General features: G+C 61.4%; 14 protein-coding genes. 5 read left to right on the top strand and 9 right to left on the bottom strand.

Annotated features, from left to right (window positions below; genetic code table 11):
• Positions 1 to 30: 30 nt before the first annotated feature.
• The 3 genes from RL_RS35735 to RL_RS35725 all read left to right on the top strand — a co-directional run bounded on the left by RL_RS35735 (position 31) and on the right by RL_RS35725 (position 2,361).
• Entirely contained in the window at positions 31 to 339 is a 309-nt protein-coding gene (locus RL_RS35735; RefSeq protein WP_041937056.1) for a hypothetical protein, read from the top strand.
• Entirely contained in the window at positions 339 to 2,024 is a 1,686-nt protein-coding gene (locus RL_RS35730; protein WP_041937055.1) for a type IV secretory system conjugative DNA transfer family protein, read from the top strand. The genes RL_RS35735 and RL_RS35730 overlap by 1 nt, the downstream gene beginning before the upstream one ends.
• Positions 2,025 to 2,115: 91 nt before the next feature.
• The gene (locus tag RL_RS35725; protein WP_011649325.1) at positions 2,116 to 2,361 is read left to right on the top strand and encodes a WGR domain-containing protein; all 246 of its coding nucleotides are present in this window, start codon (positions 2,116 to 2,118) and stop codon (positions 2,359 to 2,361) included.
• Positions 2,362 to 2,402: 41 nt separating this feature from the next.
• Here the strand turns inward: RL_RS35725 and RL_RS35720 are convergent, their stop codons facing one another.
• Both RL_RS35720 and RL_RS35715 read right to left on the bottom strand, forming a co-directional pair.
• Positions 2,403 to 3,323: an ArdC family protein gene (locus RL_RS35720; RefSeq protein ID WP_011649324.1), complete on the bottom strand. Its 921-nt coding sequence runs from the start codon at positions 3,321 to 3,323 to the stop codon at positions 2,403 to 2,405.
• A 269-nt stretch (positions 3,324 to 3,592) separates the two neighbouring features.
• Positions 3,593 to 4,483, bottom strand: coding sequence for a LysR family transcriptional regulator (locus RL_RS35715; RefSeq protein ID WP_011649323.1), 891 nt, complete (start codon positions 4,481 to 4,483; stop codon positions 3,593 to 3,595).
• A gap of 80 nt (positions 4,484 to 4,563) precedes the next feature.
• On the opposite strand from RL_RS35715, the gene RL_RS38835 reads away from it, so the two are divergent.
• Together RL_RS38835 and zwf are read left to right on the top strand one after the other, a co-directional pair.
• Positions 4,564 to 4,836 (top strand): helix-turn-helix domain-containing protein, encoded by a 273-nt coding sequence (locus tag RL_RS38835; RefSeq protein WP_011649322.1) that lies wholly within the window; start codon positions 4,564 to 4,566, stop codon positions 4,834 to 4,836.
• Between the two features lie 519 nt (positions 4,837 to 5,355).
• Positions 5,356 to 6,822, top strand: a complete 1,467-nt coding sequence (gene zwf / locus RL_RS35710; protein ID WP_011649321.1) for a glucose-6-phosphate dehydrogenase — start codon at positions 5,356 to 5,358, stop codon at positions 6,820 to 6,822.
• 486 nt (positions 6,823 to 7,308) lie between these two features.
• Here the strand turns inward: zwf and RL_RS40945 are convergent, their stop codons facing one another.
• From RL_RS40945 to RL_RS35675, 7 genes are all read right to left on the bottom strand, one after another.
• Entirely contained in the window at positions 7,309 to 7,557 is a 249-nt protein-coding gene (locus RL_RS40945; protein ID WP_041937016.1) for a hypothetical protein, read from the bottom strand.
• A 364-nt stretch (positions 7,558 to 7,921) separates the two neighbouring features.
• Positions 7,922 to 8,968 (bottom strand): ABC transporter ATP-binding protein, encoded by a 1,047-nt coding sequence (locus tag RL_RS35700; protein WP_011649320.1) that lies wholly within the window; start codon positions 8,966 to 8,968, stop codon positions 7,922 to 7,924.
• A gap of 13 nt (positions 8,969 to 8,981) precedes the next feature.
• A complete protein-coding gene (locus RL_RS35695) occupies positions 8,982 to 10,682 on the bottom strand; it encodes a beta-fructofuranosidase (RefSeq protein ID WP_011649319.1) in 1,701 nt (566 codons plus the stop codon).
• A 2-nt stretch (positions 10,683 to 10,684) separates the two neighbouring features.
• On the bottom strand, positions 10,685 to 11,578 hold the full coding sequence (locus tag RL_RS35690; protein WP_028743894.1) for a carbohydrate ABC transporter permease: 894 nt from the start codon (positions 11,576 to 11,578) through the stop codon (positions 10,685 to 10,687).
• The gene (locus RL_RS35685; RefSeq protein ID WP_003550718.1) at positions 11,571 to 12,503 is read right to left on the bottom strand and encodes a carbohydrate ABC transporter permease; all 933 of its coding nucleotides are present in this window, start codon (positions 12,501 to 12,503) and stop codon (positions 11,571 to 11,573) included. The genes RL_RS35690 and RL_RS35685 overlap by 8 nt, the downstream gene beginning before the upstream one ends.
• Before the next feature lie 74 nt (positions 12,504 to 12,577).
• Positions 12,578 to 13,870: an ABC transporter substrate-binding protein gene (locus RL_RS35680; protein WP_011649317.1), complete on the bottom strand. Its 1,293-nt coding sequence runs from the start codon at positions 13,868 to 13,870 to the stop codon at positions 12,578 to 12,580.
• 47 nt (positions 13,871 to 13,917) lie between these two features.
• Positions 13,918 to 14,928, bottom strand: a complete 1,011-nt coding sequence (locus RL_RS35675) for a LacI family DNA-binding transcriptional regulator (RefSeq protein ID WP_011649316.1) — start codon at positions 14,926 to 14,928, stop codon at positions 13,918 to 13,920.
• Positions 14,929 to 15,147 lie beyond the last annotated feature (219 nt).

The raw sequence follows: 15,147 nt of genomic DNA, 5'->3' as shown, positions 1-15,147 counted from the left end.
GGCTCAATGGGAACAAGGGAGAAGATCATCATGGCACGCAAAACCATCGGCGAACGGCTCGCCCAGCTGGAGGCGCAGCGCAAGACATTGCAGATCCGTCTCGGCAAGCAGGAGCGCGCCATCGATACGCGCCGCAAGGTGCTGATCGGCGCCCTGGTGCTGCATCGGCTTGCGAATGACCGCGACGTTCACATCGGCGGAGGACTGGCAGCCTGGCTCAGATCCGAACTGCCAAAATTCCTCACCCGCGATGGCGATCGGGATCTGTTCGACGATCTGCTGAAGCCGCAGGCAAATGAGCCGACTATCGGCAATATCGGCAGTGGGAGTGCGGTATGATGATCCATGCCAGCCAGATCAAGATTGCCTTCGCAAACATGATGCACATGGCGGCCCGCGATCCGCTCTGGGCCATCGTCGCGTTCATCAGCTTTCCGCTTCGATATGCCAGGTCGTTCCTGAAGGGTGCGGTCGGCTATGTCATCGTCATCGTTACCGTCTACTTCGGGATCGACTACCTCAGACGCGTGATCCTTGGCAGCAGCAGAGGTGACGTCATCTGGCATATCGGCGATTGGATATTCATGCTTTTTGCCGTCGTGCTGCTTATCCGGTTTTTGTCCGAGCCGCTGATCACGCATTTCGCGACAGCGAGCGACGCCGACACGCATGGGTCGGCGCGCTTTGCCGGCCGAAGAGAGATTGCGCCTCTGACAAAGGCAGAAGGCGGATTGCTGATCGGCCGTGCGAACAACTCCGGCCGGCTTCTTCGCTATAGCGGACCGGCTCATCTGCTCACCATGGCGCCGACGCGCAGCGGCAAGGGTGTCGGCACCATCATCCCGAACCTCTTGACAGCCGATCGCTCGATCATCTGCATCGATCCGAAAGGCGAGAATGCGAAGATCGCCGGTGAGGCACGAGAGAAGTTCGGGCCGGTTCATATCCTCGATCCGTTCGGCGTCACCGGCGGACCTTCGGCTGCCTTCAATCCGATGGACGGCGTTGATAAAGACAGCGTCGATGTCGCCGAAGACGTCTCCACCTTGGCCGACGCACTGGTGTTCGACGAACCCGGTCTTTCGGGGGACGCCCATTGGAACGAGGAAGCCAAGGCGCTGATCGCGGGATTGCTGCTGCATGTGATCGCCAGCCAGTCGGACGACAGGCGCACGCTGACCACGCTCAGGCATTTGCTGACGCTGGCGCCAGAAGCGTTCCGTGCCGTGCTGGACGCAATGCAGGACAGTGACGCGGTGAACGGCTTGGTCGCCCGTGCCGCCAACCGCCATCTCGGCAAGTCGGATCGCGAAGCCAGCGGCGTGCTGTCGGCGGCCCAGCGACATACGCATTTCCTCGACAGTCCGCGCATGACCGAGGTGCTGTCACGATCGGATTTTCGGTTCGGTGACCTCAAGGCAGACAAGGCGACCGTGTTTCTGGTCTTGCCGCCAGACAGGCTTGCGGCCTATTCGCGTTGGCTGCGTTTGCTGGTGGCCCAGAGCCTGACCGAGATGGCGCGGACCGCACCCTCGCCGCATCCATCCGCGCCGCCTGTTCTCTACCTTCTCGACGAGTTTGCCGCCCTTGGTCATCTGGCGCCGATCGAACGCGCCATGGGATTGATGGCAGGCTACGGTGTGCAACTCTGGCCAATCGTCCAGGACATTCATCAGCTGCGCGCCACCTATCGCCAGCGCGCCGGCACGTTTCTGTCCAACGCCGGCGTGCTGCAAGTGTTCGGGGTCAATGATCACGACAGCGCCCGTCTGGTCTCCGATCTGCTTGGCCAGGAGACCGTGGTGTTCAACACGGCGGCCCGTGCACTCGATTCGGAAAAGAGCGGCCTCTCCTTTGCCGAGCAGCATGTCGGCCGCCCGCTGCTGACGCCCGACGAAGTCCGCAATATGCATGCCGAGACCGAGCTGCTGTTCATCGCCGGCCAGCGGCCGATCGTTGCGACAAAGTTGCGATATTATGCCGATCCGGAATTTTCCGGATTGTTCACTGCATCACAGATCTGACGAGGCGACATCACCAACGTGAATCGATCGGGCCTCATCGATTCACAAATGTCGTTGGACGCCGCCGCCTGGTCTTTGCGATTCTGCCGGCATGACACGAGAGCCCTATCGTCTCTACATCGAACGTATCGATCCATCGAAGAACATGGCTCGTTATTACGCGCTGTCGATCGAGCCGAACCTCTTCGGCGGGACATCGCTGGTGCGCAGCTGGGGACGCATCGGCAGCCGCGGGCAGCAGAAGATCCACGTCTTCGACAGCGAGGCAAAAGCCGTCGATCTCCTGCTCACCCTTTTACGCAAGAAGCGGTCGCGAGGCTATCGGGTCATGCGGTGATCGGTATCCGCAGGAGACAGTTGAGTGAAGGAAGAGACGGCTCACGCCTCCTCCTCCTCGTCGAGTTCCGGCTGCAAGGAATGCAGGTAGTCGACGGCGCGCTGCGCATGTGCTGCCGCCGAGAAGATGGCACGCTTGTCGTGGTGGAGAACCTTGAGCCAGCCATCGAGATAGCCTGCGTGGTCGGGGCGTGGTTCGAGCTCTGGGACGATGCCAAGATCGGCGCAGAGAAACGCGCTGCCGAGTTCGGCAATCAGTTCTTCGCGGGCGCGGTCGCTCCGGTCTTTTGCGTAGCGGCTGAGATCGCGATCAAGCCGTCGCGGTGCAGCGGTCCAGTGGGTGATCTCGTGGCTGAGGATGGCGACATAGGCGGCATCGTCCCTAAAGGCATCCAGGCATGGCATCTGGATGTAATCACGCTGAGCGGCGTAATAGGCAGCTGTCCCTCCATGCCGGATCAGCGCGCCGGTATTGGCAAAGAAGCGGCCGGCATCGCCGATGCGGCTCAGCGGATCCTGGTGAGGCGCGACGTCGTCAAAGCAGCCGTCGAGACCGGCGATCTGGTCGGTGTTGAACACCGTGTAGGCTTTGAGGAATGGAATATCCTGTTCGATCTCGGTGCCTGTATCGGTCGTCTCTGTGCGGATGAAGGAACTGGCAAAGACAATGGTCGTGCCGGTTTCGCCCTTGCGAACGGCTCCGCCGAGCTCGATTGCCTGGCGGAACGTCATCCAGCGTGATGAGGCAAAGCCGCGGGCGATGGCTTGCGACCACAGCAGCAGGACGTTGATCCCGGAATAGGGTTGGCCGTTGTGGCGCAGTGGCCGGCTGACCTCGGCTGTCGCATGTCCCGTCGTCCAGGGTTTGGTCCATGGCCGCACGCCCTGTTCGAGGTCGGCGATGATCGTGTTGGTGATGCGGCTGTAGATATCGGATCGTTGATTGGATTGCTTCCTGCTCATGTTGGAACCTCCGTTTCGAGGTCGCGGCCATCGCGACCTGCTACGGCGGTCCGAAAGCCAGGCAGCAAGTGCTGCCTGCACCCGCAGGGCCGAAACGCAGTGGAGGACGGCAAAGCCGTTGCCGGCGGCGCGAGCCTGGCAGGACCAAAAGCCGGGGCAGGACGCGATCGCCCGCAATCGCAGGGGAGGTTTAGACGCAGGCGGACATGGCAGATCCGCGAGGCGGCGTCACATCGCTCGCGTCACAGCTGAACCGCAGCGCAGATCGTTTACCTGGCCGGCCGTGCCAATGAGCGGGCGATATCGACGATGTCGTCGCGCGAGGCGGTTGGATCCTCTTTATTCCAGGCGACACCAAGCCCGATCCTGAAGTCGATGCCCCTGACCGCCTTCAGCTCGAAGGCCCGGTTCGGCAGGCCCTCGGTCCATTCCGGCGCAAAGCCGATGCCAAGGCCGGCCGAGACCAGCGACACCAGCGAATAGGTGTCGTCGCAACTGTAGGCGATGTTGCGGGTCAGATCGTATTCCTCGAACTTCTCGTTGAAGTACCGTTCTGTGTAGGAGAGGTTCTTGCGATTGAAGGCGATGATCTTTTCCCCGCGCAGATCGTCGATGGAAATCTCCGCCTGTTCCGCCAGCCGGTTGCTGCGGGCCACCGCCAACAGATAACGCTCATGGGCGATCGAGGAGAAGCGCAAGGAGCCGATGTTTTCCACCGGTCTGATGAAGCCGAGATTGATCTGGCCGTTCTCCAGGCCGCGGATGATGTCGCCAGTGTTGCCGCTTGATATATGGATGCGGATATCCTGATACTTGCGGGCGATCTTTCCAAGAAAAGCCGGCAGCACGCCGGTGGTCGCCGGATAGACGGTGCCGATCCTGATCTGCCGGATCGTCTTGCCGGCCACGGCCCTGGTGATCTCGGCACTCAGATCGACCTCGCTCAAGATCCCGACGCAACGTTCGTGGAAGATCTCCCCTGCCCGCGTCAGTTCCACCCGCCGGGTCGAGCGGATGAACAGCGCGCAGCCAAGTTCGCGCTCCAGTGCCTGCACATGATTGGAGAGCGCCGGCTGGGCGATGCGCACCTTGGCGGCCGCCCGGCCGAAGTGCAGTTCCTCGGCCACCGCGACGAAGTAGGAGAGCTGACGGAGTTCCATGGGAGCGTCCTTTTTTGCAGCTTTAATATGGGACTATCAGTCCGTCGATTGTCAAGCCGTGAATATGCGTTTGTTATGGGATGGACGTTCGACAAACCATCGGCTGGAATCTCAGACGACTTCGTGTGGCCAAAGGTCTCTCTCAGGAAAGACTGGCTCTCGAGGCCGAGATCGACCGCTCGTATGTCGGACGGGTCGAGAGAGGCATGGAAAATGTCACCGTCGCAACGCTCGAGGCGTTTGCGAGGGTTCTTTCGGTGAACGTTTCAGCTTTATTCGCAGAAATTGATCCACGCGCTCCCAAGCCCAAGCCTCTTCGGTCAGGCAGAAAACAAAAGGAACCCGGCAGGTGAATGGTGGAGCGTTTTCGTCCCTCTGGGCACCTTCAGCTTGGCCGCCTTGAAAGGTTCGAACTCGTGACCATCCTGTTGGCCTTAATACGCAGCAAGGTTCGACGGTTTGAATGGCTGGCTGGCGAGGGCGTCACCTTCGGATGGCACGCTGCCCTGACTACAAAACTCGATCTTTGACAAACGGCATTCAAAGGCAACTGATATCGGAGCCCCGAGCGCTGGCAGCGTTGAATTTGCTGTCAATGACCGCCCTGCGCCTCTGAGTTGGGCCATCTAACTAAATGAGGTGCTCAAGACCTTGGTATCGAGAAAGTCGACAAACGAGCGACCGAAGTCGCTAAGATGCGGCACTTCGGGACGGTATCGCCGCCCCCTTGCTCCGCTACGCAATCCATGCCTCTATTTAACCTCAGAGGGGTGAGCTTCAACGTCATGCCATCACGCACGAAGATAGCCGCTTCGCGGCAGCGCGGAGCTGGGGTCGACCTCCATCCCCAAGGGACAACGGAAGACTTGAGGATGAGTGTTTTGCGCAAGAATTCAACTCGGGTTGGCCCTGGCTATCCACAGGTCGTTGTGCTCGTCGGCGCAACAGGCGATCTCTCACGGCGCAAGCTACTGACCGGGCTGTTCCACCTCACCAATGCGGGCTTCATCCCAGGCTGCCGCATTATCGGCGTCTCGCTCGACGATATCGACGCGGATGCCTTCCGCACCATCGCCCGTGACTCGCTTGACAAGTTCTTGACTCGCAAGTTCTCGCAGTCCGAATGGGAAGCGTTTGCCGCATCGCTCGACTATGTCCCGCTCGCAGCAGGCGCCAATGCTCTCAAGGAAGCGGTCGACAGGGCCGAGGAAGCACTGGGCGCCGAGACGCGGCGCGTGCATTATTTATCCGTGCCACCAAGTGCCGCCCTTCTAGCCGTGCAACTCCTCGCCCAGGCTGAGCTGACTGAACGCTCCCGTATCATCATGGAAAAGCCCTTCGGTACGGACCTTGCTAGTGCCGTTGCACTGAACAAGAAGCTGCACGAGGTGTTCGACGAGAAGCAGATCTTCCGCATCGACCATTTCCTCGGCAAGGAGCCGGCGCAAAACATCCTGGCCTTCCGATTTGCCAATGGCCTGTTCGAACCAATCTGGAACCGCAACTTCATCGACCATGTGCAGATCGACGTCCCGGAGACGCTCGGCCTTTCCACTCGCGCCGCCTTTTACGAGACCACCGGCGCCTATCGTGACATGGTGGTGACCCACCTCTTCCAGATCCTCGCCTTCATGGCGATGGAGCCGCCCACTGCGCTTGAGCCTGCGCCAATCTCGGAAGAGAAGAACAAGGTGTTCCGCTCCATGTTGCCGATTGAGCCGCGCGACGTGGTGCGCGGCCAATACATTGGCTACCGTAATGAGCCTGGCGTCGATCCCGAAAGCGACACTGACACCTTCATCGCCCTAAAATGCGCGATCGACAACTGGCGCTGGGCCGGAGTGCCCTTCTACCTGCGTACAGGCAAGCGCATGGCCGAGGGGCAGCGCATTATTTCGATCGCATTCCGCGAGCCCCCGAAATCGATGTTCCCTGCGGGATCTGGCGTGGGGGCACAGGGCCCTGACCACCTCACCTTCGACCTCGCTGATTCCTCCAAGGTCTCGCTTTCCTTCTATGGCAAGCGCCCTGGCCCGGGCTTCCGGCTCGACAAGCTCTCGCTGCAATTCGCCATGAGCGAAACCGGCCTGATTGGCGAAGTTCTGGAGGCTTATGAGCGTCTGATCCTCGACGCCATGCGCGGTGACCACACGCTGTTCACTACGGCCGAGGGTATTGAGCGGCTCTGGGAGGTTTCCCAACCTCTCCTCGATAACCCACCGCCCGTACGCCTCTACGACCAGGGCGGCTGGGGGCCGAAGTCGATCCACCAACTCATTGCCCCGCACGCCTGGCGCCTGCCGTTCGAGCGCGCCTGGAGGGATGCGGCAAAAGGATGATTGACGGTCAAAAGTTGGAGCGATGCCGGCGGTCGGAATGGCGCCGACCAATTGCGAACAATCCCAATAAAATGACGTTGGCAGAGATGTGCAGGAAACGGAATTTCGACCGCTAATGCTCAGTTCCGGAGTGGCATTGGTGCGTGGACCTGCATTTGTGCAGATTTCGGTCTTTTGATACATCGTTTATTTCGTCGCCGCCGTCGGTACCTTGCAGCGAACGGATTTCGGGCGTCCGCAGGCGGGTGTTCGGGTCAGTCTTGCAGCCGATCACAGCCTCTGTTTGCTGAGCGGCGAACGAGCTATGCAACCCGCTGCAACGTCGTCCTGGCAAGTGCTCGCTCCAGAGCTTCGATACAGGCCGGATCGTGCGAATGCCCACCCGTCCCGTAGGATCGCTATTGCCTTGCTGATTGGCATGGCAACTTGATACCGCCGGTCGGCCGCCTGCGTAAATTGGCTGGGCTGTGGTAATCGCGTCAGGACTCAATGATTGGGATTGCGGTCACGAAGAAGACCCTGCAAGCGGCCGCTCCCGCTTGTGAGGGATATGTCTTTGAACAACCGCGATATGAGGCGCGGTCGCAATCCTTGCCTCTCATCGATGAGGAGGAATGACATCCTCTTTATCTCGATCGTGATCACGCCTGCATTGTCATGGCGACGATAATTCCCGCAATCCATCGCATGGAATCCATTTTCCACCGCCCTGGCGGCTATCATATCCGCGTTCATCAAGGTCCTGCTTTAGGAGATGCGGACGTGCTGTCTAGCTGTCCCGCTCGCGCAAATCGCTTCGCAGTCCTACGGATACCGTAACTGAAACGCTCTAATCCAGCCAAATCCTTCCGAGATACCAGTTCCCACATAGGTGTTGCGAGAAAGACTCGCAGCACTCGGCACGACTGAGCCTTAAGCCCCGCCCGTTTGGTGCTCTTGAAGAGATTCGAACCGTGGCAACAGATCGCCGCGCAATTGGCCAATTCGATCAACTGAAGGGCCGAACACCCAATACCAAGACGTCGCAAGGCTGGATGGCACCGGCACCGAACCACGCCCGTCAAATGACGGACGCGGCTCAGCGAGAGGCGCCGGGGGATCAGCCTATCCGATTGCCTTCGGCGGAGAAGAGGTGGATTTTCTCGGATTTGGGCGCGAGGTGAATTTGCTGGTCGGGCTTTATATCCACCCGCCGGTGCAGCACGATGGTTGCCGTCTGCGTGCCGACACGCACCGAAAGATGGGTCTCCGCACCGGTCGGCTCGACAGTCAGCACGGTGGCCGGAATGCCCGTCTCCGCAATGTCGAGGTCCTCAGGACGGATGCCGTAGGTGCGCGCCGCGCTGTGACTAAATTGCGGCGGAAGCGGCAGGGAAACACCGCCTCCGATACGGAAGCTGCCGTCGCTGATGCCGCCCTCGAAGAGGTTCATCGACGGCGAGCCGATGAAGGCGGCGACGAAGGTGTTATCTGGACGGTCGTAGAGATCCAGCGGCTTGCCGATCTGCTCGATGCGGCCGGCGCGCATGACGACGATCTTGTCGGCCATGGTCATCGCCTCGATCTGGTCGTGGGTGACGTAAACGATGGTCGTGCCAAGGCGCTGATGCAGCTCCTTGATCTCGCTGCGCATGGTCACCCGCAGCTTGGCGTCGAGGTTGGACAGCGGCTCGTCAAAGAGGAACACTTTCGGATGGCGTACGATGGCGCGGCCCATGGCGACGCGCTGGCGCTGGCCGCCGGAAAGCTGTTTCGGCAGGCGCTCCAGCAGGGGTTCAAGTGCGAGAATGCCGGCGGCTTCGCTCACCAGCTTGTTGATTGTCGCCTTATCGCGCCCCTGCAGCTTCAGGGCAAAGCCCATATTTTCGCGCACCGTCATATGCGGATAGAGCGCGTAGGACTGGAACACCATGGCGATATCGCGCTCCTTCGGCGCGACGTCGTTGACGACGCGCCCGTCGATGCGGATTTCTCCGCCGCTGATATCCTCTAGCCCCGCCAGCATGCGCAGAAGCGTGGACTTGCCGCAGCCGGACGGCCCGACGAGCGTGACGAACTCACCGTCCTCGATATCTGCGGAAACTCCGTGGAGAACGGAGGCCGCGCCGTATTGTTTCTGAACCCGGTCGATCGCTACCGATGCCATTGTCTGTCCTCTCTCACAGTTTCAATTGCCAGACGCCGGCCCCGGCGACGGCGCCGGCGAGCGTTGCCGAACGTGCGGCGGCAAAGCCCGGAATGCGTTTGGACCCCGTCCAGCGGCCGTTGTCAGCGAAGACCTCGATGGAGCCGGCATCGAGGAAGATGCGCAGGCTGGACGGTTTCGCGCCGGTGGCGACGTAACGTGGCGGCGTCATACCGGTGCGGGCGTCGAAGACAATCGCCAGACCATCGGCATCGAGTTTCACGCCTAGATCGACATCTGGATGATCGAAGGTGAGATCGAAGGCGGCGCCCGGCGCGGTGAGATCAAGCACGATCTCGACGGCGCCGGTGCCGAGCGGCACGGTCTTGCCGGCGGCAAGCGCGGTGTCGTCCAGCAACTGGTGACGCAGGCTTTCGACGGCTGCGACCGGCGGGGTCAGCACGGTGTCGCCGTCGAGAAGCATGCGGCGCGGCAGCGTCATGGTCGTCGGGAAGTCGTCCTTCTTGGAAAAATCCGTCCAGTTGGCGAGCCAGGCGATGCCGACCGGCTCGTCGCCATCGACGAAGGCCTGGAAGGCATAGGCATCCGAACCGAAATCCAACTCCTGCACGAACTCCGCAGTGAAGGTGCGACCATCGAAACCGCCGACGGTGACGGAGGTGAGGTTGCGGCGGCCGGTGGCCGGGTCGCGGCTGGTGAGCAGACCGAAGATCAGCGCCCAGCGGGGTTCTGCGTTTTTGCCGGAAAGCGGCACCATGCAGGGGCATTCCGCCGCCGTCATGCCGAAACCGTCCTCACGATGGAGGATGCTAAGGAAGGTCCAGCCATCGGCGCCTTGCGCGTCTGCGGTTTCGTAGAGCAGTACGACGCCGCCCTGCCTGTCGCGGCTGCCAAGCAGCATCTTCCAGCGCCCGTCCGGGGCTTTGAAGACATAGGGGTCGCGGAAATCGGTGGTGAGGTTCAAGCCTTCCGGGCGCAGCGGCATCACGATTTCCGACGGGCCAGCGACAATGCCGTCGCGGCTGACCGCGGAAAGCTGGATTTGCTCTTCCGGTTGCCGGTCACGCACATGCTCAGTGTAGAAGACCCGGATCTCCTCGCCTTCCGGGCCGGAGCCGGGGATCGCCGAGCCGGAGAAGGCACCGCCGCGGCCATCGTCCTTTTCCGATAGATGCGCCGCCGGGAAGAGGAACATGGGCAGATGCCTCCAGCGGACGAAATCCTTCGAGACGGCATGGCCCCAGTGCATAGTGTTCCAGCGCGGCTCATGAGGATAATGCTGGTAGAAGAGGTGAGCGTTTCCGCCGAACCGTCCAAAACCGTTCGGATCGTTCATCCAGCCGAAGGGCGGGCGGAAATGGTAGCTGTCGGGCACGTCGGGGGCGGCGGTGCGGGCATCGCTGTGCATGACGCGGATGCCCTCCTTCATCACGGTTTCCGGCCGAAAGGCGTAAGCGACCGAGAGCGCTGTGGTTGTCGCATCATAGGACAGTGTGGCACGGCCGCCTTTCGCGAGCGTCACAGCGAAGAACTCAAATTCCCCCGTGCGGCGGGTCGAGGGCTCGCCGATGTCGTTGCCATCAACGGCGACGAAGAGCTTCGCCTCGACGCCGGCATGGCGCGCCTTCAGCCAGAGATGCAGCACCGTGCCTTCAGGCAGCTCCGCTTCAATGGTTTCAGGTGCTGACGTTTCGGATTTTGCCTGCAGAGACATGATCAACCTTTCACGGCGGAGCCGACGAATGAACTGACGAACCAGCGCTGGAAAGCCAGATAGAGAATGAGGACCGGGATCATCATCAGCACCGAGGCGGCCATGGCGCGGTCCCAGTAGATGCTGTCCTGTCCGAAGAAGGTGGCGATGGCGACGGCAATCGGCCGAGCATAGTCGGTCTGGGTGACCAGCGTCGGCCAGAGATACTGGTTCCAGCTTTCGATGCCCATGAGGATCGAGACCGTGGCGAGCGCCGGCAGGCTGAGAGGCATGTAGATCGACCGGTAGATGCGGAAGGCCGACGCGCCGTCCATTTCCGCCGCTTCATAGAGTTCTTTCGGCAGCTGCGCGAAGAACTGGTAGAAGAGGAAGACATAGAGCGGGCTTGCCACCCAGGGCAGGATCTGCACCGCGAAGGTATCCGTCAGCCCCGCCCGCGACATCATGACGACGAGCGGCATGATGATGCTTTCCTGCGGGATGACATAGAGCGCGACGACCAGCGCCAAGAGCGCCGCCTTGCCGCGCAGCGAGCCCCAGGCGAGAACGAAGCCCGCCATGGAATTGACGACCAGTCCCGAGACGACTGTGGCGCCGAGGATCACCAGCGAATTGAAGAGATATCGGCCATAGGCCAGCTCGCCGGAGAAATGGGCGATCTCCTTGTAGTTCGACAGGGTCGGGTCGCTCACCCAGAAGGCGCGGAAGCTGCCCATGTCGGCGAGGATGCGGAAGCGGTCGTCCTTCAGGCTGGCGATCAGCAGCATGAACAGCGGCGAGATCATCACCAGCGCGATGACCAGGATGCAGAGGCTCTGCACGATGCGCAGGCTTCTCTTGCCGTTGCCCCTTGCGATTGCCAGCGGGACGGGCTGGGTCAAAGCGAGATCAGACATCGAAGCGCCTCAGGAGTTTGCGTTGCAGGAGCGCGATCAGAAGAACGATGACGAAGAGGATGACGGAAACGGCCGATGCGTAGCCGAGTTTCTGCTCCTCGAAGCCGGCGCGCACCATGTAGTGGACAACGGTTTCGGTGCTTTCGTTCGGGCCGCCCTGGGTGAGGATCGCCACCTGCGTATAGAGCTTGAAGGCCTGGATCGTGGTGATGACCAGCACGAAGACATGGGTCGGGCGAAGGCCGGGCATGGTGACGTGCCAGAAGCGGCGCAGCGCGCTTGCCCCGTCGATGCGGGCTGCATCGTATAGTTCTTCGGGAATGCCCTGCAGGCCGGCGAGATAGATGATCATCTGAAAGCCATAGGCCTGCCAGGCTGAAAGCAACACGATGGAGAACATCGCCCAGTTGGGGTCGCCGAGCCAGTCGATCGGCTGAATCGTGCCGCCGGAAAGGAAACCGACGATCTGGTTGAGCGGGCCGCTCGGATACTGGAAAAGCGTGCCCCAGATGACGCAGACCACCACCATGGAGGTGATCGCCGGCAGGAAGAACAGGCCGCGCAGCAGGTTTTGCATCGGCAGCTTCTGATGCAAAAGTAGCGCGGTCAGGAAGGCGAGGCCGCACTGCAGCGGCAGCACCCAGACGGTGAAGCGCGTGACGTTCCACAGCGAGGTCCAGAACAGCGGATCGGTGAAGACGCGCTCGAAATTCAGGAGGCCGACGAAGCGCACAGGCGTCGGGCGCGGCACGAGCGGCTGGTTGGTCATCGCCGTCCAGAAGGACAAGAGGAACGGCGTGATCAGGAATATCGCCATAAGCAGAAAGGCAGGCGCGATCATCGCCATTTCCTGCCAGAGCCGCTTGTTGTCGCGGCGTTTGGCCGGACGTCGCAAAGCGGGCGTGGAGGTCTGTTGCAAAGTCATTGTTTCCTCCTCATCGGTCATCCTCCCGAGATGGTCCAGGGCCGGCAGGACGAGCCGGCCCCCGTCAAAACCCCTTACTGCTGCTCGTCGAAGGGCGGGTAGCCGGCGTTGTCCTCGATATCCTCGTCGATCTTCTTGGCAGCGGCCGTCAGCGCTTCCTGCGCGTCACCACCGTTGAAGATCTTGTCGACGGCCTGCATGAAGGCCGAGGTGATCGTCGGATAGGCCGGGTGCGGCGGACGGGCGATCGCGGTCTTGGAAGCCTGCTCAAAGGCGACGGCGAGCGGACCGCCTTCCGCATAGAGCGGGGAACCGGCGGCGAAGCTCTTCAAGCCCGGATAGGCGGACTGGGTCTTGGCGTACTCCCGGTACTCCTTGTCCTTCAGCAGGAAGCTCAGGAACTTGCCGGCGATCTCAGGGTTTTCCGAGGTCGCGGAAATGCCCCAGATCCAGGTTCCGTTCGGGCTCACGCCCTTGTCGCCGATCTTCGGCAGCGGCATGACGACGATATTGTCCTTCATCGCTGCCGATGCCTCCGCGTAGAACCAGTGGCCGCCCATGGCGAGCGCGGCCGGCTGTCCCTCGGCGTAGAACTGGTTGGTGCCCGACGAAGTCGGCACGACCCAGCCCTTCTTCACCCAGTCCTGCATCATCGTCAGCGCCTTGACGCAGGCCTCGCCATCGAGCGTGCCGCTGGCCTTCCAAGTCTTGCGGTCGATCAGGTCGCAGCCGGCGCTTTCGAGCAGGGGGCCGTAGGCATAGGTGATCCACTCGGTCTTGATGCCGTAACCTCGGAAGGTGTCGATCGGCCACTTCACGCCTTCGAGCTTGGAAAGCTTTTCGAGATAGCCTTCGAATTCTTCGCGGGTCCAGGCATCATCGACCGATTTCGGAATGCGGGCGCCAATGGCTTCAAGATATTTCTTGTTGCCGTAGAGCACGACCGAGGAGTCGGTGAGCCCGATCGCATAGAGGTCCTTGTCGATCGGATAGGTGCCCTGGGCGATATTCGAATCCGTCATGTCATCGAGCAGGTCCTTGTCAATGAGCGGCTTGACGGCCTGCAGATAGCCGGACCAGACATAATTGGCGAGGAACGGAGCATCGAGTTCCATGATATCGGGCAGCTGCTTGGCCATGACGGCGGCGCTGAACTTTTCGTTATAGGCATCGTGCGGCGCGTAGATCATCTCGATGTCGACATCGGGATTGGCGGCCTCAAAGCGGGTGGCAACGTCGCCATAGGCCTTCACCCAGCCGGGATCGCCCTGGTGCATGACGTGGATGACGGTCTTCGCCTCGGCGAAACCCGCGGTCGCGACCAGGGCAGCGGACGCTAAGAGTGCGGAAAGTAAACGATTACCCATTAAAATCCTCATTTCGTATTCTCCTCCTGTTTGGCACTATTCGATGTTCAGACGGATGCCCGTTCGACCAGATGGAACGGCAGTTTATGCAGATGCGGCGGTTCGGGCTGCTCGGTCAGGAGGATCTCCATGGCAAGGCGGCCCATGGCGCGGTGCGGCAGGGCCATCGTCGTCAATGGCGGGTCCAGCCGCGAGGCAATCTCGACCTGGTTGTCGAAGCTTGCCACCGCGATATCATCCGGGATGCGAAGGCCGGCGCGGGCAAGCGCCGCATAGACTTCCATCGCCACGCGGTCATTGCCGCACAAGATGGCGTCAGGCCGTTGACCGGATTTGAGAAGCGCCTCCACATGAGAGGCAACAAGGCTTGGCGCGCGGTCGCTGTAGACGCTGCGGCGCACCGCCGGAAACACCCCGACGTGGTCGATGCCCGCCTCCCCAAGCGCCGCACGAAACCCCATCTCGCGTAGCGTGCCAGCGAGAATGCCTGGCAGGTTGATGAAGGCAATGCGCCGGCGGCCGGCGACGAGGAGATAACGCACGATCTCCCGCGCGCCGCCCTCTTCGTCCGGCACCAGCGCGGTGACGCGGCCGGTAGCCTCTCGGCAGTTGATCATGACGCCGACGGCGCCCGCCAACCTGTCCGGCAGCGCGACATCCTTGTGGTACATGGCGGCATAAGCAACGGCGCGCGGCCGGAACTGCTGCACCTCGTCGAGCACCGAGCCGATAGATTGGCCGCTGCGGTGGTTGACCGCAAAGACCGCCATGCCGGCGCTGCGGGCCGCCCCGTCGAGGCCACGTACGATCTCGGTGGCGAAGGGCGAAGTGATGAGGCCGTCGGAGACAACGCCGACCAGCGGCAGCCAGCCCTGTCGCACGCCACGCGCCGCAAGGTTGGTCACGTAGCCGAGCTCTTCCGCAATGGCCTTGACCTTCTGGCGCTTATCGTCCGACATGCGGGCGGAGCCGCCGTGCAATGCACCGGAAACCGTCTTTACCGAGACGCCCGCACGTTCCGCGATGTCAGAAAGAGATACTGCCACGATCCGCACCATCCTCCTTGGGTGATCGATTACCCAATAGTCGCGGAGAACGCTTTTTGTCAAGCGGCTTTTACGCGCACTGCACGACCGAACACGCCTTTTGCCCATGAACATCCTTGGGATGGGCTTCTTCATGCCTGTCGAGGTGGGGCGCTTGCGGACGAAGACGGCAACCTGTGGAGGGGAAAGCAGGCCGCAAGGCCGTCGTAGAGTCCTTGGATGCCATGACCT

The sequence above is a fragment of the Rhizobium johnstonii 3841 genome (assembly GCF_000009265.1).
Classification (GTDB): Bacteria; Pseudomonadota; Alphaproteobacteria; order Rhizobiales; family Rhizobiaceae; genus Rhizobium; species Rhizobium acaciae.
This window is presented reverse-complemented; position numbering and strand designations above follow the sequence as displayed.